Here is a 21139-nt window from a genome sequence, read left to right as displayed (position 1 = left end):
TGGTCCACGGCACCCGCACGGAATGGACAAGAACGGCTACTCTCGGTGTCCCGCAGGCTCTCCCGGCAGCGAGGTCGCCCATGAACTCACGCAGTTCGCAGTCTCGGCTCCGCTCGGTCGCCACGACACTGGCGGTCGCCCTCACCCTCGTGCTCGCCGCCGCTGCCGGCTGCGACAGCCGGAGGGAACCAGACCTGCCCTCCGTGCAGGAGAAGATGCGCGAGACGCACATCTACGGTCAGTCGAAGCTCCGGATCGGCGTCGCCACGAACGAGCCGCTCATGGGCGACCTGCGAAACGGCCAGCACGTCGGGTTCGACGTGGAGATCGCCCGGTACGTGGCTGCCTCCCTCGGCTACGAGGGCGACCAGCGGCTGGAGTTCGTCTCGGTGGCCACCGAGGACCGGATCCCGTCGCTCCAGGGCGGCACCGTCGACCTCGTGGTGTCCAGCTTCTCGATGACCGAGGACCGCAAGAAGCTGGTCAGCTTCGCCGGGCCGTATTTCGTCACCACCCAGGAGGTGATGGTGCCGGTCCGGCTCAAGGACAAGATCCGCACCATCGAGGATCTGCGTGACCCGGCCTACAAGGTCTGCACCAGCGGTGGCTCCACCACCGAGGCCGAATTGGAGAAACACCAGGTCAGGACGTTCGTGGTCAAGGACGTCGGCGACTGCGTCGACGGCATCCGGAAGGGCCGGTACGACGCGGTCAGCTCCGACGAGTCGATCCTCGCCGGTTTCCTGGCCAGCTACCCCAAGGAGTTCGAGATCGTGGACATGCCGTTCGGCACCAGCGAGTTGCTGGGCATCGGCGTCCCGATCGGTGATCCGGCGCTGCGCGACCTGGTCGCGTTCTTCCTCCAGAAGAGCTACGAGCAGGGCCGCGACGGGGACGCCAGCCCCTGGCAGACCGCCTACAACCGGACTCTGGGCCCGTGGCTGAAGGCCGAGAAGCGCCAGCCGCAGCCGCTGGAGGTGCCGAAGCTGGTCGACTTCGACGACAAGGCGCCCGCGAAGTGAGCGCGGCGACGACCGCCACCGGCGGCGACGGACCCGTCCCGCCGCCCCGCGCGTCCGCGCCCGGCGACGTCGCCGACTCGCCGCCAATCGACGGTACGACCACAGCGCCGCCCGTCGTCGACCGTCCCGCCGCCGGTGGGGTCGCCTGGCCGGCCGGGGTGCCGGTCGCCGAACCGGCCGAGCCGGTGGTCGCCGACGTCGAACCCGGGCGGGTCCGCTGGGATCCGGCCGAGCGGCGGGCCCGGGCCAGTCAGTCGTTCTGGACGGCTGTGGTGGGCGTACCCGCGATCTTCTCGGTGCTCCGCCTCGGCGTGGAGGCCGGCGGCGAACTCCAGACCACGCTGCTGCTGGTGGCCAACGTCGGGCCGGTCAACCTGCTCGCCGGGTTCCTGACCACGGCGGCCCGGCTGCTCTCCACCGGCCTGGTCGCCGTCTTCGCGCTCGGCGCGGTGCTGGCTGTCAGCGCGGACCAGCTCCCACCGGGCACCCGTCGCCGCCCGCTCTTCGCCCGTTGGGCCGACATCACCCCGGCCTGGGTGGTGCTGGCCAGCTTCCTGCTCGCCCTGATCACCTGGCCGCTGCTCTACCTTCCGCTGCTGCTGCCGGCGTTCGTGGCCGCGTTCCAACTGCGCCCCGGGCGGCTGCACGAGCGGGTCGTGCCTCGGCTGCTGCTGATCGGTGCGCTGCTCGCCGGGTACGGCTGGTTGATGCTGCCCACCCTGCGCGAGGCGATGCGCCAAGGCGACGAGTGGCTGGTGCTGGCGCTCATCGTGGTGCCTCCGCTGCTGGCGCTGTTCATCACGGGGCCGCTGCCGGGCATGGTGATCCGCCCGCTGGCGTCGGTGACCGAGGTGGCGGTGCTGGCCACCCTGGTCTGGGCCGCGGTGCCTGTGATCAGCACACCGGTGTTGCCGCTGACCGTCACCACGGTGGGCCCGGAGAGCGGGCCGACCGAGGACGTACGCGGGCACGTGGTCACCACCGACGACGTCAACATGGTGATCCTCCAGGAACGGGGTGGCGTCCGGTACGTCCCGGTCGATCTGGTCCGCGCCCAGGTGCTCTGCCCCAGCGAGGAGGAGTTGCCCCGGCACCAACTGCGCATTCACGACTTCCACGTCGAGGATTCGCTGTTGGAGGGCATGGGTCGTCGGGTCCGCCCGGTCCACCGCATCGACGCCGCCTGCCGTACCCCGGCCTGAGCGCCGCCACCACCGGCACCGGCCCGGCTTGATCGACTCGGTTTTCAGGAAGTTGGGGTGTAGCTGCTTCCCGAACACCCCGGAATCAAGAAACCCGAGTCGATCAAGCCGCGCGGGCGTCAGTACGACTTGTCCTGGCCGAGGACGTGCTGGGCCACGAAGTTGAGGATCATCTCCCGGCTGACCGGGGCGATCCGGCCGGCCCGCACCGCGCCCAGCAGGGTCGCCACCCCGTACTCGGTGGTCATGCCGGCCCCACCGAGCACCTGGACGGCGGTGTCCACGGCGAGCGCGGCGGCCTCCCCGGCGGCGTACTTGGCCATGTTGCCGGACACACCCGCCTCCAGGTCGCGGCCGGCGTCGTACAGGGTGGCCGCCTTCTGGATCATCAGGCGGGCCAGCTCCACCTGCACCGCCGCGTGCGCGAGCGGGTGTGACACGCCCTGGTGGGAGCCGATGCTGCGGCCACCCCAGACCTTGCGGGTGGCGGTGTACTCGCTGGCCCGCTCGATGGCGTACCGGCCGGTGCCGGCACCCATCGCGGCCACCGTGATCCGCTCCGGGTTGAGCCCGGCGAAGAGCGCCGGCAGCCCGGCGTCGAGCGACTCACCGAGCAGCGCGTCGGCGGGCACCCGCACGTCGTCCAGGTAGAGCAGGAACTGGTTCTCCGGAGACACGATCTCCATGTCCAGCTTGGACCGGGTCAGCCCGACCGCGTCGGTCGGCACCAGGAACAACGCCGGCTTCAGCTTGCCGGTCCCGGAATCCTCGGTTCGCGCCACCACCAGCACGTGACCGGCCTCGTCGACCCCGGAGATGTAGCACTTGCGGCCGTTCAGCACCCAGTCGTCGCCGTCGCGGCGGGCCACCGTGCCGAGCCGGTGGAAGTTGGAACCGGCCTCCGGCTCGGTGATCGCGAAGACGATCTTCTGCGAACCGTCGGCGAGGCCCGGCAGGTGCCGCTTGCGCTGCTCCTCGGTGCCGTGCCGGTTGAGCACTGTCGCCGCGATGGCGGGGGAGACCACCAGCAGCAGCAGCGGGCAACCCGCCGCCGCCAGCTCCTCGCAGACGATGGCCAGCTCGGTGATGCCACCGCCCCCGCCGCCGTACTCGGTGGGGATGTTGACCCCCAGGTAGCCGAGCCGTCCGGCCTCCGCCCACAACTCCGTGGTGTGCTCACCGGCCTTCGCCTTCTCGACGAAGTAGCCGTGGCCGTAGCGGCGACCCAGGGCCCGCACGGCGTCGCGCAGCTGGTCCTGCTCGGGGGTGAGGTCGAAGGTCATCGGGGGTCCTCCTCGGAATTCGACGGCTCCGGATCGCCGGGTGCGACGCGGTCGTCGACGACGGCCAGCACGGCGCCCGTCCGTACCTGACCGCCGGTCGGCACCGGCAGCTCGGTGACCACGCCGTCGATCGGGGCGAGCACGGGATGTTCCAGCTTCATGGCTTCCACCGTGAGCAACGGATCGCCGGCCCTGACCCGCTGGCCGACCTGGACGTGCACCCGGGTCACCACGCCGGGCAGCGGCGCGAGCAGCGACCCGGCCGCCACCGCCGCGCTGGGCAGCGGGAGACGCGGAAGCTCGGTCAGGCTCGCCGCCCCGTCCGGGCCGTCCACGAAGACAGCCGACCCCACCCGGTGTACGCGGTACGCGCGCCGAACCCCGTCGACGTCGAGCACCACCCGGTCCGGGGTGGCCTCCACCAGCGCCACGGTGGGTGGCGTCGGCCGCTCGGCGGAGTCCTTGGCTGGCGGGATGCTGGACCAGTCGGCGAGCTGGCCGGTCCGGTCCAGGCGGTAGCGGATCTCCATCTCCTCACCGTCCGGCCCGACGAAGCGGGTGAACTGGGAAACGGCGGGCACGTTGCGCCAGCCGGAGGGGAGCCCGGCGAGCACCGGCGCGGTCGCCCGACGTCGGGCGGCAGCGGCCAGTGCCGCGGCGAGCGCGGTGATCGGCAGCCGGTCGGCGGGGAGCAGCGGGGCGAAGACCTCCCCGTGCCGGTCCAGGAAGCCCGTGTCGATCTCCACGGCGGCGAATGCGGGGCTGCGCAACACCCGGACCAGCAGGTCCCGGTTGGTGGTCATTCCGTGCAGCTCGGCCCGGGCCAGGGCGCTGGCCAGCAGCCGGGTCGCCTCCGCACGGGTACGACCCCAGGCGATCACCTTCGCGAGCATCGAGTCGTAGTGCACCCCGACCACCGAGCCGGCCGCCACGCCCGAGTCGAGCCGCAGACCCGGCCCGGCCAACCCACCGAACTCGGTCGCCACCCTGCCAACGGCGAACCGGTGCAGGGTGCCGGTCGCCGGTCGCCAACCCGCCGCCGCGTCCTCGGCGCAGAGGCGTACCTCGATCGCGTGCCCGGTGCTCGCCGGCACAGCCGCCGGCAACGGCTCACCCTCGGCGACGAGCAGTTGCCACCCCACCAGGTCCAGTCCGGTGCACAACTCGGTGACCGGGTGCTCCACCTGAAGCCGGGTGTTCATCTCCAGGAAGAAGAACTCACCACCCGGGGCGAGCAGGAACTCCACCGTGCCCGCGCCGAGATAGTCCACCGCGCGCCCGGCGGCCACCGCCGCCTCGTGCAACGCCGCCCGCACCCGGTCCGCAACGACCGCCGGGGCCTCCTCGACAACCTTCTGATGTCGCCGCTGGATCGAGCACTCCCGGTCACCGACGGCCACCACCCGACCGTGGGCGTCACCGAAGATCTGCACCTCGACGTGCCGGCCACGCTCCACGTACCGCTCGATGAAGACCGTCCCGTCGCCGAACGCGGCAGCCGCCTCGCGGCGCGCGGAGGCGACGGCCTCGGCCAGGTCGTCCGTAGCCCGGACGATCCGCATGCCCCGGCCACCGCCACCAGCGGACGCCTTCACCAGCACCGGGAAGTCCGTGACATCGTCGATGTCGGTCCAGCTCGGCAGCATCGGCACACCCGCCTCGGCAAGCAACGCCTTCGCCGCCAACTTGTCGCCCATCGCGGCGATCACCTTGGCCGGCGGCCCGACCCAGGTCAGACCGGCGTCGGTCACCGCCGCCGCGAACTCGGCGTTCTCGGCGAGGAACCCGTAACCCGGGTGAACGGCGTCCGCGCCGCTGCGCCGGGCCGCGTCCAGGATCAGGTCGACCCGCAGGTACGTCTCGGCCGGCGTGTTCCCCGGCAACCGCACCGCCTGGTCGGCCTCGGCGACGAACGGTGCGGCGGCGTCCGCGTCGGAGTGCACGGCGACCGTCTCCACGCCGAGCGCTCGGCAGGTCGCGAAGACCCGACGCGCGATCTCGCCTCGGTTGGCCACGAGCAGTCTGCTAATCATTGGTGGCCTCTCTACATCCGGAAGACGCCGAAACCGTCGGCGCCCTTCACCGGTCCGTTGTGGATCGCCGAGAGGCAGAGCCCGAGGACGGTCCGGGTGTCCCGAGGATCGATCACCCCGTCGTCGTAGAGCCGGCCGGACAGGAAGAGCGCGCCGGACTGCGACTCGATCTGCTGCTCGACCATCATCCGCATCGCCGCGTCCGACTCCTCGTCGTAGTCGCGCCCCCGCGCGGCGGCCGCCTGCCGGGCCACGATCGACAGCACGCCCGCGAGCTGCGCCGGGCCCATCACCGCCGACTTCGCGTTCGGCCAGGTGAACAGGAACCTCGGCTCGTACGCCCGACCGCACATGCCGTAGTTGCCGGCCCCGTACGAGGCGCCCAGGTTCACCGTCAGGTGCGGCACCGTCGAGTTCGACACCGCGTTGATCATCAGGGCGCCGTGCTTGATGATGCCGCGCTGCTCGTACTCGGTGCCGACCATGTAGCCGGTGGTGTTCTGCAAGAAGATCAACGGGGTGTTTGAGGCGTTCGCGAGCTGGATGAACTGGGCCGCCTTCTGCGCCTCCGCGCTGAACAGCACCCCTCGGGCGTTGGCCAGCACCCCCACCGGGTAGCCGTGCAGCTCACCCCAGCCGGTGACCAGCGCGTCCCCGTACGCCGGCTTGAACTCGTCGAAGTCGCTGCCGTCGAGGACCCGGGCCAGCACCTCCCGAGGGTCGAACGGCACCTTCAGGTCGGCGCTGGTGATGCCGAGCAACTCCTCCGGGTCGTACTTCGGCGGCTGCGGCACCGCCGTACGCGGCGACGGGCCCTGCTTACGCCAGTTCAACCGGCGGACGCACTGCCGGGCCAACCGGATGCCGTCCCGCTCGTCGGCGGCCAGGTAGTCGGCGAGCCCGGACGTGCCGGCGTGCATTGCCGCACCACCCAACGACTCGTCGTCGGTGACCTCGCCCGTCGCCATCTTCACCAGCGGCGGACCGGCCAGGTAGACCTGAGACCGGTCCCGAATCATGATCACGTGGTCGGACATCCCCGGCACGTACGCGCCGCCCGCCGTGGCGTTGCCGAAGACCACGCTGACCGTGGGGATGCCGGCCGCCGAGAGCCTGGTGAGGTCGCGGAACACCCGCCCGCCGGGGATGAAGATCTCCGCCTGGGTGGGCAGGTCCGCCCCGGCCGACTCGACCAGGTTGACCATCGGCAGCCGGTTGGCCAGGGCGATCTCGCCGGCCCGCCGGGTCTTCGCCAGCGACCACGGGTTGACCGCGCCGCCGCGTACCGTCGGGTCGTTGGCGACGATCAGACACTCCACGCCCTCGACCACGCCGATCCCGGTGACCACGCTGGCCCCCACCGGAAAGTCCGAGCCGTACGCGGCCACCGGCGACAACTCCAGGAACGGGCTGTCGGCGTCCACCAGCAGCTCGATCCGCTCCCGGGGGAGCAACTTGCCGCGGTCGTGGTGCCGGGTCACGTACTTCGCGCCACCACCCGCCCGCGCCTGGTCCAGAGCGGCGTCCAACTCGGCCAGCCGCTCCAGCAACGCCGCCCGGTTCGCCAGGTACGCGGGCGCGGACGGGTCGACAGCGCTGTCCAGAATCGTCATAGGCCCATGCCCTTCGCGATGATCTCGTTCATGATCTCGGTGGTGCCGCCGCCGATGCCGAGGATCCGCGCGTCGCGGTAGTGCCGCTCCACCTCGGCGTCGCGCAGGTAGCCGAAACCCCCGTGCAGCTGCAACGCCTGGTCGACGACGTGGTCGCAGGCGGCCACCGCCATGTTCTTCGCCATCGCCACCTCGGTCACCACCGGCTCGCCGGCAGCGACCCGACCCGCGACCTCGTGCACGTACGACCGGGCCGCCTCGGCCCGCGTGTGCATCTCGGCCAACCGGTGCCGGATCAGCTGCCGGCTGGCCAGCGGACGGCCGAAGGTCTCCCGATCCCGGCACCAGCGCACCGCCAGCTCGACGCAGCGCTGCGCGGTCGCGTACGCCTGCGTCGCCAGCGACAACCGCTCCGCCGCGAAGTGCTGCATGATCGCCAGGAAGCCGGTGTTCTCCGCGCCGATCCGGTTGGTCACCGGCACCCGTACGTCGACGAAGGACAGCTCGGCGGTGTCCGAGCAGTGCCAGCCCAACTTCTCCAACCGGCGTCCCACGGTGAACCCGGGCGACCCCTTGTCGATGACCAGCAGGGTCAGCTGGCCGCTGCCGGGGAAGTCGGTACACACGGCGGTGGTCACGAAGTCGGCCCGGTGCCCGCTGGTGATGTAGGTCTTCGACCCGTTCACCACGTAGTGGTCGCCGTCGCGGCGGGCGGTGGTGCGGATGCCGGCCACGTCCGAACCGCCGTCCGGTTCGGTGATGGCCAGTGCGCCGATCATCGTGCCGGCCAGGGTGGGTCGGACGTACCGCTCGACCAGGCTGTCGTCGCCCGGCGGCGAGGTGCCGGCGAGCCGGCCGCCCAGCGAGCCACCGGTGCGCGCACCGGCCGCCGCGACCATGTGCGGCAACGCGATTCCGTGCGTGAACAGGGCCGCCACCAGCCCGGACGAGCCCCCGGAGCGGATCAGCTCCTCGGTCACGATGATCGAGTCGAGCAGGTCACCGCCGCTGCCACCGACCGACTCGGGGAAGCCGATGCCGAGCAGGCCGATCTTCGCGGCGCTCGCGTGCAGCGCCCGGGGCACCTCGCCGGCCCGTTCCCAGTCGTCCAGGTGCGGCAACACCTCCCGGGTCACGAACGCCCGGGTCAGCTCGCGCAGTTGCCGGCGCTCGGGGGTGTCCAGGATGCTCACGGCAATCCCTTCGTTCGCGACTGCGGGGCTCGCAGGACCGGCTCACTCCTCGCGCTCACGGCACCTCCTCGGCTGGCAGGTCGACGATCCGGGCGCGCAGCAACTCGCCGAGCGCCTTGGCCTGCGGGTCGAACCGGGTGGACGCGGCCACCCCCGCACCGAGCAGGCCCTCGATCACGAAGTTGACCGCGCGCAGGTTCGGCAACTCGTAGCGCCGCACCGACAGCGGCGCAGTCTCCGGCAGCAACTCGGCCAGCCGGTCGACGGTCAACCAGGTGCGCAGCCACGCGTACCCGGCGTCGGAGCGTGCCCAGACACCGAGGTTGGCGTCCCCGCCCTTGTCGCCGGAGCGCGCGCCGACCACCTCGCCGAGCGCCCCACGCCTGGTCGGGCCTTCGACGGCGACCCCGCCGCCCGGCGCGGACTCGTCCGGGACTGTGGGGGCGGTGCGGCTCGGCGGGGCGATCGGCACCCGCTCCCCGTCGGGTAGCACCGCGACGTGCCCCACCGCGTCCTGTGGCACCGCGTCGGCGGTGAAGACGCCGTACGGGGTCGCGTCGCCGGGCAGGGTGGTCAGCGTGCAGCCCGGGTACGAGGCCAGCGCCAGCTCCACCGCAGCGGCCGAGAAGGCCCGCCCGGCCCGCGTCCGGTCACCGTCGCGCAGGTGTACGTGCAACAGGGCGCTGGCCGCCTCGGTGTCGGCGGCGTCCGGATGGTCGGTGCGAGCGAGGGTGAACTCCAGCCCGTCCTTGCCCACCGCCTCCTCGACCTGCCCCCGGACCAGGGCCGCCTTCGCCTCGATGTCCAGTCCGCAGAGCACGAACGTCATCGAGTTGCGGAAACCGCCGAGGTTGTTGACGCCCACCTTGAGCGTGGGCGGTGGCGGCGTGCCCCGCACGCCGGAGACCCGGACCCGATCCGGCCCGTCGGGGTGCAGCGTCACCGTGTCCAGTCGGGTGACCACGTCCGGCCCGAGGTAGGACGGCCCGCCGATCTCGTAGAGCAGTTGGGCGGTGACCGTCTCCACGGTGACCGCGCCACCGGTGCCCGGATGCTTGGTGAGCACGGATGAGCCGTCGGAGTACACCTCGGCGATCGGGAACCCGGGCCGATGACCGCCGTCGGGCAGCTCGGTGAAGAAGCTGAAGTTGCCGCCGGTGACCTGTGCGCCGCACTCGACGAGGTGCCCGGCGACGGTGGCCCCGGCCAGCTCGTCGAGGTCGTCACGGCCCCACCCGTACCGCGCGATCGCCGGGCCGACCACCAGCGACGCGTCGGTGACCCGACCGGTGACCACCACGTCCGCACCGGCGTCGAGGCAGGCGGCGATCCCGAACGCGCCGAGGTAGGCGTTCGCGCTCAACGCGTCCGGCCGCTGGATCGTGTCGCCCTCGACGTACCCCACCTGGGCCGGCAGGCCGAGCCGGCGGGCGAGCTTCTCGATGGCGGCGGCCAGACCGGCCGGGTTCAACCCGCCGGCGTTGGTCACGATCCGCACCCCTCGGTCGAGGGCGGTGCCGAGGCAGGTCTCCAGCTGGCGCAGGAACGTCTTCGCGTACCCCAGGTCGGGGTCGCGCAGGCGGTCCCGGGCGAGGATCAACATGGTCAACTCGGCCAGATAGTCGCCGGTCAGCACGTCCAGCTCACCGCCGTCGAGCATCTCCCGCCAGGCAATGAAGCGGTCGCCGTAGAAGCCGGAGGCGTTGCCGATGCGGATCATGCCGGTACCCCGTTCCGGCCGGCTGGCTTCCGGCCGTCACCCGGCGGCCCGGCGAAGGCCTGCGCCACGTCGAGCCACTCGTCGGCGACCGGTCCGGTGGCGACCAGGGCGAGGTCCGCGCGGTGTCGGCGCTGGGTGACCAGCAGGCAGAAGTCCCGAGCAGGGCCGGTGAGCCGGTCGGCGGCGTCCGCCGGACCCCAGCTCCACATGTCGCCGCCGGGCCCGACCAGCTCAACCCGGACCGGCGCCGTCGGCACCTCCCGGCCGTGCGCGGCGAAGCCGTGCCCGAGGGTACGCACACCCAGGTGCGCCACGTGCCGGAGTCGGTCGCTGTCGGGGCGGACCACGTCAAGGGCGTCGGCCACGTCCGCGCCGTGCGCCCAGGTCTCCATGAGCCGGGCGGTGGCCATCGAGGTGGCCGACATCCGGGTGCCGTACCAGGGCAGCTTGCCGCCGGCCGGCACGGCCGCCAGCGCGTCGACGAGGGCGGTTCGCCCGGCCCGCCAGCGGGCCAGCAGTTCGGCCGGTGGGGCGAGGAACTCCTCGGCACCGTCGTCGACGAGTCGGGTCACGTCCGGCGCTGTGGTCACCGTCGCGTAGAACGCCTCAGTATCGGTCGCGGCCAGCAGCGCGACGTGATCGGTCCAGGCGAGGTGGGCGATCTGATGCCCGATGCTCCAACCCGGCGCGGGGGTCGACCGCGCCCAGTCGGCAGCGGGCAGCGGCGCCACCAGGGCGTCCAGCTGAGCGGACTCGTCGGCCAGGTCGGTGAGCAGGTCGCTGAGGTCGACCATGGTGCCTCCGGTCGGTGGTGGCCGCTGCGGCCGGCGGTCAGGGCGTGAGCAGGGTGGCGAGCTGGCGCTTCCAGGTGGTCAACAGGGCGGCGCGACGCGCCGAGTCGTCGCTGAGCAGGTTGGCCACGCCGAGCCCGCGCATCAGGTCGAGGGTGGCCTGCACCGCTTCGCGGACGCCGGGCCGACGTTCGTCGACACCGAGCAGGGCAACGGTGAGCCGGTGCATCTCCCGCCCGACGGTCGCCTCCAGCGGCACCAGGGCGTCCCGGAGCTCACGATCGGTGCGGGCGGCGACCCAGAGCTCAAGCGCGGCCACGAACAGCGGACCGGTGAACGCCACCGCGAGCAGGTCGACCACCCGGTCCAACCGCTGTGGGCCAGCCGGCAGCGCCTCGGCCTCGGTACGCAGCTCGTCGGCCCGACGCTCGGCCAGATGGGCGACGGCGGCCGTCACCAGCGCTGCCTTGGTCGGGTAGTGGTGCAGCTGGGCCCCGCGCGAGACACCGGCCCGCGCCGCGACGACGGTGGTCGTGGTGCCGGACCAGCCGTGCTCGATCAGGCAGTCGACGGTCGCCTCCAGCAGCCGGGCCTGGGTGGCGCGGCTGCGTTCCTGCTGAGGGACGCGCGTCGATGGGGCTGACATGGGGGACAGCCTGCCGCCCTCGAAACAAACAGTCAAGACTGACTTTTTCTAGGATTGGGCGCTCGGACTCGGATGGACACGGTCACGGTTCGGCTCGCGGGGCGCGGCGGGTCTTGTGCGCAGCGGGCGGCGTGCGCTTGGCGCGGTGCTTTGTTCGCGGTGCTGGCGCGGCACCGGAGGTGGCCTGGGTGCTGCTCTCGCTATGGAGCTGATGCCACAGACGAATCGTCCGTCGGCCGCACCCCGCCTGTCGCGCCCCGTCGGCTGCGTCCCGTCGATCGGCCTGCTGATCACTTACGGCTGATGCCGCAAACGATTCAGCTCCAAAGAATCTCTGACCAGTATCCCGGCTCCACTCGGCGGCCATCTGGCCGGCCGTCTGGCTGGCCCGCTCGGCGGCCGTCCGGCTGCCCGTTCAGCGGCCGTCGCGGGGGCCGAAGGCAGCCAGCGCGTCGGCGTCGCTGTGCTGGGAGCGCAGGTACTCGTCGGCCCAGGCGACGGCGTCGGGGAAGGTCGACTCCGCCGCCACCCGCGCGCAGGCCGCGTCCACGTCGAAGGCGGTCCGGCGCAGCTGAACGCCCGGCCCGAGCAGAGCCCACCACGCGCCCACGCCCCCGTACGGCATGCCGATGCTGCCCGGGTTGACCACCAGACGCCGGTCGACCAGCCGCGTGAAGGGCATGTGCGTGTGGCCGCAGACCACCGTGGAAATCGCGGCGGGAAGACCGTCGAACACCTCCGCCCAGCGCGCCATCCGGGAGTCGACGAGCACGACCTCCTCGTCATCGCGGGGCGTCGCGTGGCAGAACAGCGTCGGCCCGAGGCCATCGATCTCCAGCGTCGCCGTCGCCGGCAGCGCGGCGAGCCGGGCCACCTGGTCGTCGCGCAGCTGCCCGGCGGCCCAGTTCGACACCTCGATCGAGGCCGGGCGGCCGGCGCGGGCCTCGACCAGCTCGCGGTCGGCATTGCCGCCGACCCAGCACACCCGGTCGCCCAGGTCGGCCAGCACGTCCAGCACCTCGACCGGTTGCGGGCCCGCGGCGATGTCACCGGTGAGCACGATCAGGTCGGCGGCGGCGACGTCCGGCTCGGCCAGTACAGCCTCCAGCGCCGGCAGAACGCCATGGATGTCGGAGAGCACGGCAACACGGTTCACCATGGCCCCACCCTCACCGCTGACACCGCCGGAGGCCAGCGATTCTGCGCCAGGCAGATAGCAAAAACGTCCCCACCTGCGGCCAGTGCCGGCAGGCGGGGACGTCCTTGGGCTACTCAGACGCGGGCGCGACGGGCCAGACGCTCCGGGTCCAGGATGATGATGCTCTTGCCGTCCAGCCGCAGCCAACCGCGCGAGGCGAAGTCGGCCAGCGCCTTGTTGACGGTCTCCCGGGAGGCGCCGACCAGCTGGGCGATCTCCTCCTGGGTGAGGTCGTGGGTCACCCGCAGAACGCCGCCGTCGCGGGTGCCGAAGCGGCCCGCCATCTGGAGCAGGTTCTTGGCGACCCGGCCCGGCACGTCCGTGAAGATCAGGTCGGCGAGCGAGTCGTTGGTCCGGCGCAGCCGCCGGGCGAGCACCCGGAGCAGCTGCTCGGCGATCTCCGGGCGGTTGTTGAGCCACGGTCGCAGCGCCTGCTTACGCAGCCGTACCAGCCGGGTGTCGGTCACCGCGGTGGCGGTCGCCGTACGCGGACCCGGGTCGAAGAGCGACAGCTCACCGACCATGTCCGACGGCCCCATCACCGCGATCAGGTTCTGCCGGCCGTCCGCCGCGCGGCGACCAACCTTGATCTTCCCGGACAGCAGGATGTAGAGGCTGTCACCGGGCTCGCCCTCATTGAAGACGACCTCGCCCTTGCGGACCTCGATCGTCTCCATCTCCTTGGCAAGCGCCTCGGCAGCTTCCGGGTCAACACCCTGGAAGATCCCGCTGCGGGCCAGTACCTCGTCCATTGCGCACCTCCGGTTGCGCGTGCCGTCCGTCGGCCGGGGCCGCCGTCCGCTGATCCCCTCGCGCGCCGCCAAGTCTAGGCGCACGTGAGCATGAATCAGAGGTCGGCCCTGGAATCTTGATCGGTGGGCGTAACCTGCCCGACGTGCTGAGCGACCCGATTCTGACCAGCCGCGCCGAGGAGGGGCGGCAGGTGCCGCTGCTCGTCTGGCGGGCGGACGTGCCCCTGCGGTCGGTCAGCAGCGGCCCGCTGGGCGGTGGCATCGGGTTCCGGCGGTGGGTGCTGAACGCGACCGTACCGATGTCGTACGACCGGGACGACCCGGCCGCGCACCTGGCCGCGCTCGCCGGTGAACTGGCCCTCGACGGCCCCGGGGTGGGTCTGCTGACCGGCGTCGATGTGACCGAGGTGGTGGCGCGGACCGACACCGGGGTGCGGGCCTGGGCGACGGTCGGGCTCGGCACGCCGGTGCCCGCAGCCGCGCCGACGCCCGCCGCGCACGCGCAGCGCGTCGGCACGGTCAACATCGTGGTGTACGTGCCGGCCCGGCTCGCCGACTCGGCACTGGTCAACGCGGTGGCCACCGCGACCGAGGCGAAGACCCAGGCGATCACCGAGCTGGGGGTGCCGGGGACCGGTACGCCCACCGACGCGGTCACCGTGCTCTGCCCGGTGGACGGGCCGGAGGCCGCGTACGGCGGCCCACGCTCCACCTGGGGTGCCCCGCTCGCCCGGGCGGTGCACGCGGCGGTGCTCGCCGGTGGCGCCCGGACCGTGGTGCCGTGGTCTGAGCAGCTCACGGGCTGAAAGTCCAACCGATCGGCTGGCGTCGGCGCGTTTAACGACCGGTAGGGTCGCGGACGATGTACGCTGCCTCCCCCCTCGCGCCCCGCCCGCGCCGCCGCGTCGCCCTCGGCCTCGCCGCGCTGCTGGCCACCCTCCTCGCCGCCGGCTGCGCCGACCCCGGTGGTGAGGCACCCGTGTGGCAGCCCGGCGCCGGCGGTGGTGGCACCGGCGCGCCGGTCTCCACGGCCGGCCCGAAGGACACCGGGGCCGACTCCTCCGGTCCGGGCGCCGCGATCTCGCTCTCCGCCACCGGCGACATCATCATGGGCAACGCGCCCAGTCGACTGCCCGCCGCCGGCGGTAAGGGCTTCTTCAACTCGGTCACCGAGGCGCTCAAGGCCGACCTCGTGATGGGCAACCTGGAGGAGCCGCTGACGGTCGACACCGGCACCGGCAAGTGCGGGGCCAACTCCACCCGCTGCTTCCAGTTCCGCGCCCCGCCGGAGTACGCCGCGCACCTGCGTGACGCCGGCTTCGACGTGCTCAACCAGGCCAACAACCACGGCTACGACTACGGGCCCAAGGGCTACGAGAACACCCAGAAGGCACTGAAGAAGTACGACCTGGAGCACACCGGCGCACCGAACGAGATCACCGTGGTCGACGTGAAGGGCGTCAAGGTCGCGGTCGCCGGCTTCTCGTCGTACGTCTGGTCCAACAGCCTCGTCGACATCACCAAGGCGAAGGCGGTGGTGGCCAAGGCCGCCACCATGGCCGACCTGGTCGTGGTGCAGGTGCACATGGGCGGCGAGGGTGCCGACAAGACCCGGGTGAAGCCGGGCACCGAGATGTTCCTCGGCGAGAACCGGGGCGACCCGGTGAAGTTCTCGCACGCCATGATCGACGCTGGCGCCGACCTGATCGTCGGGCACGGTCCGCACGTGCTGCGCGGGATGGAGTTCTACAAGGGGCGCCTGATCGCGTACAGCCTGGGCAACTTCGCCGGCGGCGGCAACTCGCTGAGCAACGCCGGTCGGCTCGGCTGGGGCGGGGTGCTGAAGGTGTCGCTCAAGCCGGACGGCAGTTGGGCCGGCGGCTCGTTCACCTCGACGTACATGAACTCCGCCGGAAAGCCGACGATGGATTCGGACGACCGGGGCCTGGGTCTGGTCACCGAGTTGAGCCGCACCGACTTCCCGAAGACCGGTGCTCGCCTCGACGGGCAGGGGAAGATCTCGCCGCCGACCGCCGGCTGACCGGAGGAGGACCGTCCGGGGTGCGACGTAGGCTGACCGTCGTGACCAGTAGCCCTCCCGGTGCCAGCGAGACCGATCTCGGGCGCAAACGCCGCGCCCGCAAGATCGGCCGGGTGCTGGCCGAGACGCACCCCGACGCGCACTGTGAGCTGGACCACTCAAACGCTCTGGAGCTGGCCGTCGCGACGATCCTGTCCGCGCAGTGCACGGACAAGAAGGTCAACGAGGTCACCCCGAAGCTCTTCGCCCGCTACCCGAGCGCCGCCGCGTACGCCGCCGCCGACCGGGGCGAGATGGAGGAGCTGATCCGGCCCACCGGCTTCTACCGCAACAAGACCGACTCGCTGCTCAAGCTCGGTCAGGCCCTCCTCGACCGGTACGACGGCCGGGTCCCGGGCCGGCTCGTCGATCTGGTGACGCTGCCCGGCATCGGCCGCAAGACCGCCAACGTGATCCTCGGCAATGCCTTCGACGTCGCGGGCATCACCGTCGACACGCACTTCCAGCGGCTGGTGCACCGGTGGCGGCTGACCACCGAGACCGACCCGGTCAAGATCGAGCACGCGATCGGCGCGCTGTACGAGAAGCGCGACTGGACCATGCTCTCGCACCGGATCATCTTCCACGGTCGACGGGTCTGCCACGCCCGCAAGCCGGCCTGCGGCGCGTGCACGCTCGCTAAGCTCTGCCCGTCGTACGGCACCGGCCCGACCGAGCCCGCGGCCGCCGCCAAGCTGCTCAAGGGCCCTCGGGCGCGCGACCTCGCGGTCGCTGCCGGGGTCGACCCCGAACTGGTGCCCGCCCAGGCGATCGCCGCGGAGGTGCCGTGAAACGCCGTCTCGCCCTCGTCGTCCTGCCGCTGCTGCTGGCCGTCGCCGGTTGCACCAGCGGCCCGACCGACGACAAGCCGGCGCCCCGACCGGCCGCCGCTGAGCGACCCTCCCCGTTCCGGGACTGCGCCACGCTGAGCACGGCACCCACCGCCGGGTCGCCGAACTCGGGCACGGCCACCCCGGCGTCCCCCGGCTCCGGCACGACGACCCCCGACCCGTCCGGTCCGACGGCTCCCGCCGTCGGCGGGGAGGCCCTGCCGGAGCTGACGCTCTCCTGCTTCACCGGCGGTGCCCCGGTCGAGCTGCGGGAGGTGGCCGGGCCGGCGGTGGTCAACGTGTGGGCTTCCTGGTGCCCGCCGTGCCGCAAGGAGCTGCCCGCCTTCCAGCGCCTCAGCGAGCGCGCCGCCGGTCAACTCCAGGTGGTCGGGGTCAACAGCCGGGACAGCCCGTCCGGTGCCCAGTCCATCGGTGAGGACTTCGGCGTCCGGTTCCCGATCCTGGTGGACCAGGGCGAGGCGCTGCAGCGTGAGCTGAAGCGCAACGCCATTCCGCTGACCCTCTTCGTCGACGCCGACGGCCGGGTCCGGCACATCGACGCCAGCGGCGCTCTCGACGACGCCAAGCTCGCCAAGCTGGTCCGCCAGCACCTCGGCCTGGTGGTGCCGGCGTGACCCGTCGGCCACCCGAGTGGATCGAGCCGTTGCTGACCCGGCTGGGCACCGCCCGCGCCGAGGACTTCACCCGGCTGACCACCCCCGCCGAGGGCGGACGGGAGAGCGCGGTGCTGGTGCTGCTCGGCGAGCAGCCCGGCGGCGGCCCCGACGTGCTGGTCCTGCAACGCGCCGCCACCCTGCGCAACCACGCCGGGCAGCCGGCCTTCCCCGGTGGCGCGGCCGATCCGGAGGACGCCGACGTCCGGGCCACCGCCCTGCGCGAGGCGAACGAGGAGGTCGGCCTCGACCCGGCCAGCGTGACCGTGCTGGCCGAGCTGCCGAAACTCTGGATCCCGGTCAGCGACTTCGTGGTCACGCCGGTGCTGGCCTGGTGGCATGATCCGCACCCGGTGCACCCATGCGAGCCGGCCGAGGTGGCACACGTCGCCCGCCTGCCGGTCAGCGAGCTGGTCGATCCGGCCAACCGACTGCGGGTCCGCCACCCGAGCGGCTGGATCGGGCCGGCGTTCTCGGCGCGCGGGATGCTCGTCTGGGGCTTCACCGCCGGGGTGCTCGCCACCCTTCTCGAGATGGGTGGCTGGGCTCGTCCGTGGTCGCCCGGCCGGGTGGTCGAGCTTCCGCCGAGCGGGGCGACACCGGCCCCGTCGGCCGGCACCGACGACGTCGACGAGAACGCCCTGCGCTGACCGCACGGTCACCATCCGCAAGCGATCGTCATCCGGCGGGCACACTGCCCGTAGTCTTGACCCGTGTCCGTCGTGGATCTCGTCCTGCTGCTGCTCATGCTCGTGTTCGCGATCAGCGGATACCGCCAGGGTTTCGTCATCGGCGTCACGTCGTTGTCCGGCTTCTTCCTGGGTCTGCTGCTGGGTCTCCAGCTCGGGCCGCTGTTCGCCAGACAGTTCGTGGACGCCGGCACCCGCGTGCTGATCTCGCTCGTGGCCATCTTCGGGCTGGCGGTGGTCGGGCAGGCACTCGCCGGCTGGCTCGGCTCGCACCTGCGTAAGACGATCACCAGCGACGTGGGCAAACGGGTCGACGACGTCGGTGGGGCGTTCGTCTCGCTGTTCGCGGTGCTCCTGCTCGCCTGGCTGGTGGCCGTGCCGCTCGGCTCGTCCTCGGTGCCCTGGCTCGCCGCCTCGGTGCGCAACAGCGCGCTGATCACGGTGGTCAACCGGGTGCTGCCGGAGCAGGCCCACCAGTTGTCCACGGCGTTGGAGGACACCGTCGACACCGACGGGTTCCCGGACGTCTTCGGTAATCTCGCGCCCACCCGGGCCCGGCAGGTCGACCCGCCGGACCCGGCACTGGCCGGCTCGCAGGTGGTGGTCAGCGGCCAGCAGTCGGTCGTCAAGGTGCTCGGCTCCGCGCCCAGCTGCTCACGCCGGATCGAGGGTTCCGGCTTCGTCTACGCGGACGACCGGGTGATGACCAACGCGCACGTGGTGGCCGGCACCCGCTCGGTCGCGGTGGAGTTGGGCGGCGAGCGGTACGACGGCAAGGTGGTGGTCTACGACCCGAACCGGGATCTGGCGGTGCTGCTCGTGCCCGGGCTGCCCGGGCCGTCCCTGCGGTTCGCCGCTGGGAACGCGGGCAGTGGCGCTGACGCCATCGTGCTCGGCTTCCCGCTCGACGGCCCCTACAACGCGCAGTCGGCGCGGGTGCGGGACGTCGACCGGATCAAGGGCCCGGACATCTACTCGTCCAGCGAGGTGACCCGGGAGATCTACACGATTCGCGCGTTGGTCCGCAGCGGCAACTCGGGCGGCCCGCTGCTCTCCGCCAACGGCCTGGTGCTCGGCGTGATCTTCGCGGCGGCGTCCGACGACCCGAACACCGGCTTCGCGGTGACGGCGGCCGAGGCTCGGCCGGTGGCGTTGGCCGGCGCTGAACGCAACCGGCAGGTCGGCACCGGCGAGTGCACCTGAGCGACGCGCGGGTCAGGGTGCGGTACGCCCCGCCACCTTCGGGTCAGCGGCACCGTCAGCGGCCAGGCCGACCGGCCGGAGGCCGGTGTCTGCCCGCCAACTGGTGAACGCGGCGGTGGTAGCCGCGACCACCGCCACACCGAGCAGCCATCCGGCCACCACGTCGCTGGTGAAGTGCACGCCGAGCGCCACCCTGCTCAGCCCGGTCACCACGGTGAGCAGCACCGCCGCGACCCAGAGCGCGGTCCGCGTCGCCCTCCGCCCGGCGTACGGAACGAGCACCACCAGCAGCACCCCGGCGGCCAGGGTGGCGTTCAGCGCGTGCCCGGAGGGGAACGAGTAGCCGGCGGCCCGGGCCACCGGGTCCAGCAACTCTGGCCGGTCCCGGCCGACCAGCAGCTTGAGCAGCGGACCGGCCAGACCGCCGACGATCATGGTGGTGGCCGCCCAGAGGGCCAGGCGGCGGGCTCCCCGGCGCAGCAGCCAGACCACCAGAAGCAGGGCGACGGCGCGTAGCGGCATCGGTGCGAACACCTCGGTCCAGACCCGCATCAGCACGACCCAGGCCGGGTGGTCCTGTGCGTAGCCGTGCAACGCGTCGGTGACCGCCGTGTCCAGTCGGTGCAGTGGTGCCCAGACGCCGAGCACCAGCAGTGTGAGCAGCGCGAAGGGCACCAGCACCAGGAACGCCGCCGCCGCGGCCAGGGTGAGCCGCAACCCCAGCGCGTGGTCCGGGTCGAGCCGGCGGTGCCGCCAGGACGGCTGGCCGCTGGGTGCGAGGGTGGGCGGCCGGTGCGTACTCATGGGTCCGTCCTACCCGACCGGGCGGCCGATCAGGCCTGCCGATCGGTCGGGATCAACGGATCCGCCGACGAAGCCGGCGGACCGCCAGGGCCGCACCGCCGACCAGAGCGACAAGGAGCACGACAGTGGTCCACAGTTGCTCCGGCGCGGAGGTGTCCTGACCGCCAGCCGCCCGAGCCGTCCACCGGCTCTGCTGGCCGGCTGCGGCGAGACCGAGTGGATCGCTACCGGCGCCAGCCACCGGATCGTCATCGACCGAGCCGGGCGCCGGACCGAACCCGGTCACACCCGGCGACCTCTGGTCGTCCAACGGGTTGGCGGTCACCGGCGGCACCTGAGCGGTCAACGCGGCCACCGGGTCGACCACCCCGTACCCGAAGCGGTCGTCCCGCCCGGTCGGGCCCAGGTCGCGGGCGGTGGCCAACAACCGGTTGACCACCTCACCCGCGGGCATCTGCGGATAGCGGGACCGAACCAGCGCGGCGGTCGCGGCCACCAACGGCGCGGCGAAGCTGGTGCCCTGCACCCGCCAGTACCCGCCGGGCGGCTTCGCGCCGACCAGCCCGCTGGCGGGGGCGGTGAGTACCGTCGCCCGGCCGGTGATCGAACCCGACCACAGGTTGTCGCTGCTGCGTTCGAGACCGGCGACCGCGATCACTCCCGGCTCACGAGCCGGGTACCAGACCTTGCTGTCGGTGGAGGTGGCCAGGTTGCCGGTGCAGGCGACCACCACCACGTCCCGGACGAACGCGTAATCCAGGGCGGCGGCCAGGGCCGGGCTGTCGCCGCTGCCACCCAGAGACAGGTTGATCACGCGGGCACCGTTGTCGACCGCCCAGCGGACCCCCTGAGCGACGATCAGTGCGTCGTCGTAACGGTTCTCCTCGTCGAGCACGCGGACCGGCAGGATCCGGGCGTCCGGCGCCAGGCCGACCACGCCCCGCTTGTCGTCGTTACGTCCGACGATCAGGCCGGCGACAGTGGTGCCATGGCCCACCGGATCCGGGCCCGGAGCGCCGCCCGGGGCCACCAGATCCTTGCCGGGCAACACCTGGCCGACCAGGTCGGGGTGGTTGCCGTCCACCCCGGAGTCGACCACCGCCACCGTCACGCCCCGGCCGGTCGAGCTGCGCCACGCCGTCTCGGCCTGCAACTCGTCGAGCTGCCACTGCTCGTCGCGGACCTGGTCGGTGCGGGCGACGGCGTCACCGGGGGTGAACGCCATCGGCGCGCCGGCGAGCTGTCCACCGTTCGTGGGCGCGGCGACGGGCACGGCTGCCGCGGTCGGAGCCACGACGGCGAGCGCCGCGGCCACGCCGAGCAGCGCCCGGCCGGTCGCTCGTCGGGCCGCTGACGGACCGCTGTACCGCACCCCAGTCACATCCCCAGCCATTCATCCCGACGGA

At 72.4% G+C, this 21139-nt stretch carries 19 protein-coding genes; 8 read left to right on the top strand and 11 right to left on the bottom strand.

The window, feature by feature from the left end; genetic code table 11:
- Nucleotides 1-80: 80 nt before the first annotated feature.
- Entirely contained in the window at nucleotides 81-1022 is a 942-nt protein-coding gene (locus tag EV382_RS24065; protein WP_130405417.1) for a transporter substrate-binding domain-containing protein, read from the top strand.
- Nucleotides 1019-2224: a hypothetical protein gene (locus EV382_RS24060; RefSeq protein WP_130405415.1), complete on the top strand. Its 1206-nt coding sequence runs from the start codon at nucleotides 1019-1021 to the stop codon at nucleotides 2222-2224. The genes EV382_RS24065 and EV382_RS24060 overlap by 4 nt, the downstream gene beginning before the upstream one ends.
- Before the next feature lie 119 nt (nucleotides 2225-2343).
- Here the strand turns inward: EV382_RS24060 and EV382_RS24055 are convergent, their stop codons facing one another.
- From EV382_RS24055 to EV382_RS24015, 9 genes are all read right to left on the bottom strand, one after another.
- Entirely contained in the window at nucleotides 2344-3507 is a 1164-nt protein-coding gene (locus EV382_RS24055) for an acyl-CoA dehydrogenase family protein (protein WP_130405413.1), read from the bottom strand.
- Complete coding sequence (locus EV382_RS24050; RefSeq protein WP_130405411.1) at nucleotides 3504-5540, bottom strand: ATP-binding protein; 2037 nt, start codon at nucleotides 5538-5540, stop codon at nucleotides 3504-3506. The genes EV382_RS24055 and EV382_RS24050 overlap by 4 nt, the downstream gene beginning before the upstream one ends.
- Before the next feature lie 11 nt (nucleotides 5541-5551).
- Nucleotides 5552-7153: an acyl-CoA carboxylase subunit beta gene (locus EV382_RS24045; protein WP_130405409.1), complete on the bottom strand. Its 1602-nt coding sequence runs from the start codon at nucleotides 7151-7153 to the stop codon at nucleotides 5552-5554.
- Nucleotides 7150-8346 carry an acyl-CoA dehydrogenase family protein gene (locus EV382_RS24040; RefSeq protein WP_130405407.1) on the bottom strand — a complete coding sequence of 399 codons (1197 nt, stop codon included), beginning with the start codon at nucleotides 8344-8346 and terminating at the stop codon, nucleotides 7150-7152. The genes EV382_RS24045 and EV382_RS24040 overlap by 4 nt, the downstream gene beginning before the upstream one ends.
- Nucleotides 8347-8401: 55 nt before the next feature.
- Nucleotides 8402-10066: an acyclic terpene utilization AtuA family protein gene (locus EV382_RS24035; RefSeq protein ID WP_130405405.1), complete on the bottom strand. Its 1665-nt coding sequence runs from the start codon at nucleotides 10064-10066 to the stop codon at nucleotides 8402-8404.
- Nucleotides 10063-10860 carry a TIGR03084 family metal-binding protein gene (locus EV382_RS24030; RefSeq protein ID WP_130405403.1) on the bottom strand — a complete coding sequence of 266 codons (798 nt, stop codon included), beginning with the start codon at nucleotides 10858-10860 and terminating at the stop codon, nucleotides 10063-10065. The genes EV382_RS24035 and EV382_RS24030 overlap by 4 nt, the downstream gene beginning before the upstream one ends.
- Nucleotides 10861-10897: 37 nt before the next feature.
- Nucleotides 10898-11503 carry a TetR/AcrR family transcriptional regulator gene (locus tag EV382_RS24025; RefSeq protein ID WP_130405401.1) on the bottom strand — a complete coding sequence of 202 codons (606 nt, stop codon included), beginning with the start codon at nucleotides 11501-11503 and terminating at the stop codon, nucleotides 10898-10900.
- A gap of 415 nt (nucleotides 11504-11918) precedes the next feature.
- Nucleotides 11919-12662, bottom strand: a complete 744-nt coding sequence (locus tag EV382_RS24020; protein WP_130405399.1) for a metallophosphoesterase family protein — start codon at nucleotides 12660-12662, stop codon at nucleotides 11919-11921.
- Nucleotides 12663-12775: 113 nt separating this feature from the next.
- Nucleotides 12776-13453: a Crp/Fnr family transcriptional regulator gene (locus EV382_RS24015; protein WP_007073398.1), complete on the bottom strand. Its 678-nt coding sequence runs from the start codon at nucleotides 13451-13453 to the stop codon at nucleotides 12776-12778.
- Between the two features lie 143 nt (nucleotides 13454-13596).
- Here EV382_RS24015 and EV382_RS24010 point away from each other — a divergent pair, with 143 nt between their 5' ends.
- The 6 genes from EV382_RS24010 (at nucleotide 13597) to EV382_RS23985 (ending at nucleotide 18929) form a co-directional block, all read left to right on the top strand.
- Nucleotides 13597-14259, top strand: a complete 663-nt coding sequence (locus EV382_RS24010) for an adenosylcobinamide amidohydrolase (protein ID WP_130405397.1) — start codon at nucleotides 13597-13599, stop codon at nucleotides 14257-14259.
- 56 nt (nucleotides 14260-14315) lie between these two features.
- The gene (locus EV382_RS24005; protein WP_130405395.1) at nucleotides 14316-15494 is read left to right on the top strand and encodes a CapA family protein; all 1179 of its coding nucleotides are present in this window, start codon (nucleotides 14316-14318) and stop codon (nucleotides 15492-15494) included.
- Nucleotides 15495-15535: 41 nt separating this feature from the next.
- The gene (gene nth / locus EV382_RS24000; protein ID WP_130405393.1) at nucleotides 15536-16324 is read left to right on the top strand and encodes an endonuclease III; all 789 of its coding nucleotides are present in this window, start codon (nucleotides 15536-15538) and stop codon (nucleotides 16322-16324) included.
- Nucleotides 16321-16998 carry a TlpA family protein disulfide reductase gene (locus tag EV382_RS23995; RefSeq protein WP_130405391.1) on the top strand — a complete coding sequence of 226 codons (678 nt, stop codon included), beginning with the start codon at nucleotides 16321-16323 and terminating at the stop codon, nucleotides 16996-16998. The genes nth and EV382_RS23995 overlap by 4 nt, the downstream gene beginning before the upstream one ends.
- Nucleotides 16995-17687: an NUDIX hydrolase gene (locus EV382_RS23990; RefSeq protein ID WP_130405389.1), complete on the top strand. Its 693-nt coding sequence runs from the start codon at nucleotides 16995-16997 to the stop codon at nucleotides 17685-17687. The genes EV382_RS23995 and EV382_RS23990 overlap by 4 nt, the downstream gene beginning before the upstream one ends.
- A 63-nt stretch (nucleotides 17688-17750) precedes the next feature.
- Nucleotides 17751-18929, top strand: a complete 1179-nt coding sequence (locus EV382_RS23985; RefSeq protein ID WP_130405387.1) for a MarP family serine protease — start codon at nucleotides 17751-17753, stop codon at nucleotides 18927-18929.
- A gap of 12 nt (nucleotides 18930-18941) precedes the next feature.
- Here EV382_RS23985 and EV382_RS23980 read toward each other — a convergent pair whose 3' ends face one another.
- On the bottom strand, nucleotides 18942-19733 hold the full coding sequence (locus EV382_RS23980) for a phosphatase PAP2 family protein (protein ID WP_130405385.1): 792 nt from the start codon (nucleotides 19731-19733) through the stop codon (nucleotides 18942-18944).
- A gap of 52 nt (nucleotides 19734-19785) precedes the next feature.
- A complete protein-coding gene (gene mycP, locus EV382_RS23975; protein WP_165435849.1) occupies nucleotides 19786-21126 on the bottom strand; it encodes a type VII secretion-associated serine protease mycosin in 1341 nt (446 codons plus the stop codon).
- Between the last annotated feature and the right edge of the window lie 13 nt (nucleotides 21127-21139).

This window comes from Micromonospora violae (assembly GCF_004217135.1).
GTDB lineage: Bacteria > Actinomycetota > Actinomycetes > Mycobacteriales > Micromonosporaceae > Micromonospora > Micromonospora violae.
Note: the sequence above shows the minus strand (reverse complement) of the source record. Positions and strands in the feature narration are given on the sequence as shown.

What these genes read in the sequence shown, in the direction of transcription:
- EV382_RS23980 (WP_130405385.1), bottom strand. Translation starts at nt 19,733, where the DNA reads ATGAGTACGCACCGGCCGCCCACCCTCGCACCCAGCGGCCAGCCGTCC.
- EV382_RS24050 (WP_130405411.1), bottom strand. Translation starts at nt 5,540, where the DNA reads ATGATTAGCAGACTGCTCGTGGCCAACCGAGGCGAGATCGCGCGTCGG.
- EV382_RS24015 (WP_007073398.1), bottom strand. Translation starts at nt 13,453, where the DNA reads ATGGACGAGGTACTGGCCCGCAGCGGGATCTTCCAGGGTGTTGACCCG.
- EV382_RS24055 (WP_130405413.1), bottom strand. Translation starts at nt 3,507, where the DNA reads ATGACCTTCGACCTCACCCCCGAGCAGGACCAGCTGCGCGACGCCGTG.
- EV382_RS24030 (WP_130405403.1), bottom strand. Translation starts at nt 10,860, where the DNA reads ATGGTCGACCTCAGCGACCTGCTCACCGACCTGGCCGACGAGTCCGCT.
- EV382_RS24065 (WP_130405417.1), top strand. Translation starts at nt 81, where the DNA reads ATGAACTCACGCAGTTCGCAGTCTCGGCTCCGCTCGGTCGCCACGACA.
- EV382_RS24025 (WP_130405401.1), bottom strand. Translation starts at nt 11,503, where the DNA reads ATGTCAGCCCCATCGACGCGCGTCCCTCAGCAGGAACGCAGCCGCGCC.
- EV382_RS24005 (WP_130405395.1), top strand. Translation starts at nt 14,316, where the DNA reads ATGTACGCTGCCTCCCCCCTCGCGCCCCGCCCGCGCCGCCGCGTCGCC.
- mycP (WP_165435849.1), bottom strand. Translation starts at nt 21,126, where the DNA reads ATGGCTGGGGATGTGACTGGGGTGCGGTACAGCGGTCCGTCAGCGGCC.
- EV382_RS24035 (WP_130405405.1), bottom strand. Translation starts at nt 10,066, where the DNA reads ATGATCCGCATCGGCAACGCCTCCGGCTTCTACGGCGACCGCTTCATT.
- EV382_RS24020 (WP_130405399.1), bottom strand. Translation starts at nt 12,662, where the DNA reads ATGGTGAACCGTGTTGCCGTGCTCTCCGACATCCATGGCGTTCTGCCG.
- EV382_RS24045 (WP_130405409.1), bottom strand. Translation starts at nt 7,153, where the DNA reads ATGACGATTCTGGACAGCGCTGTCGACCCGTCCGCGCCCGCGTACCTG.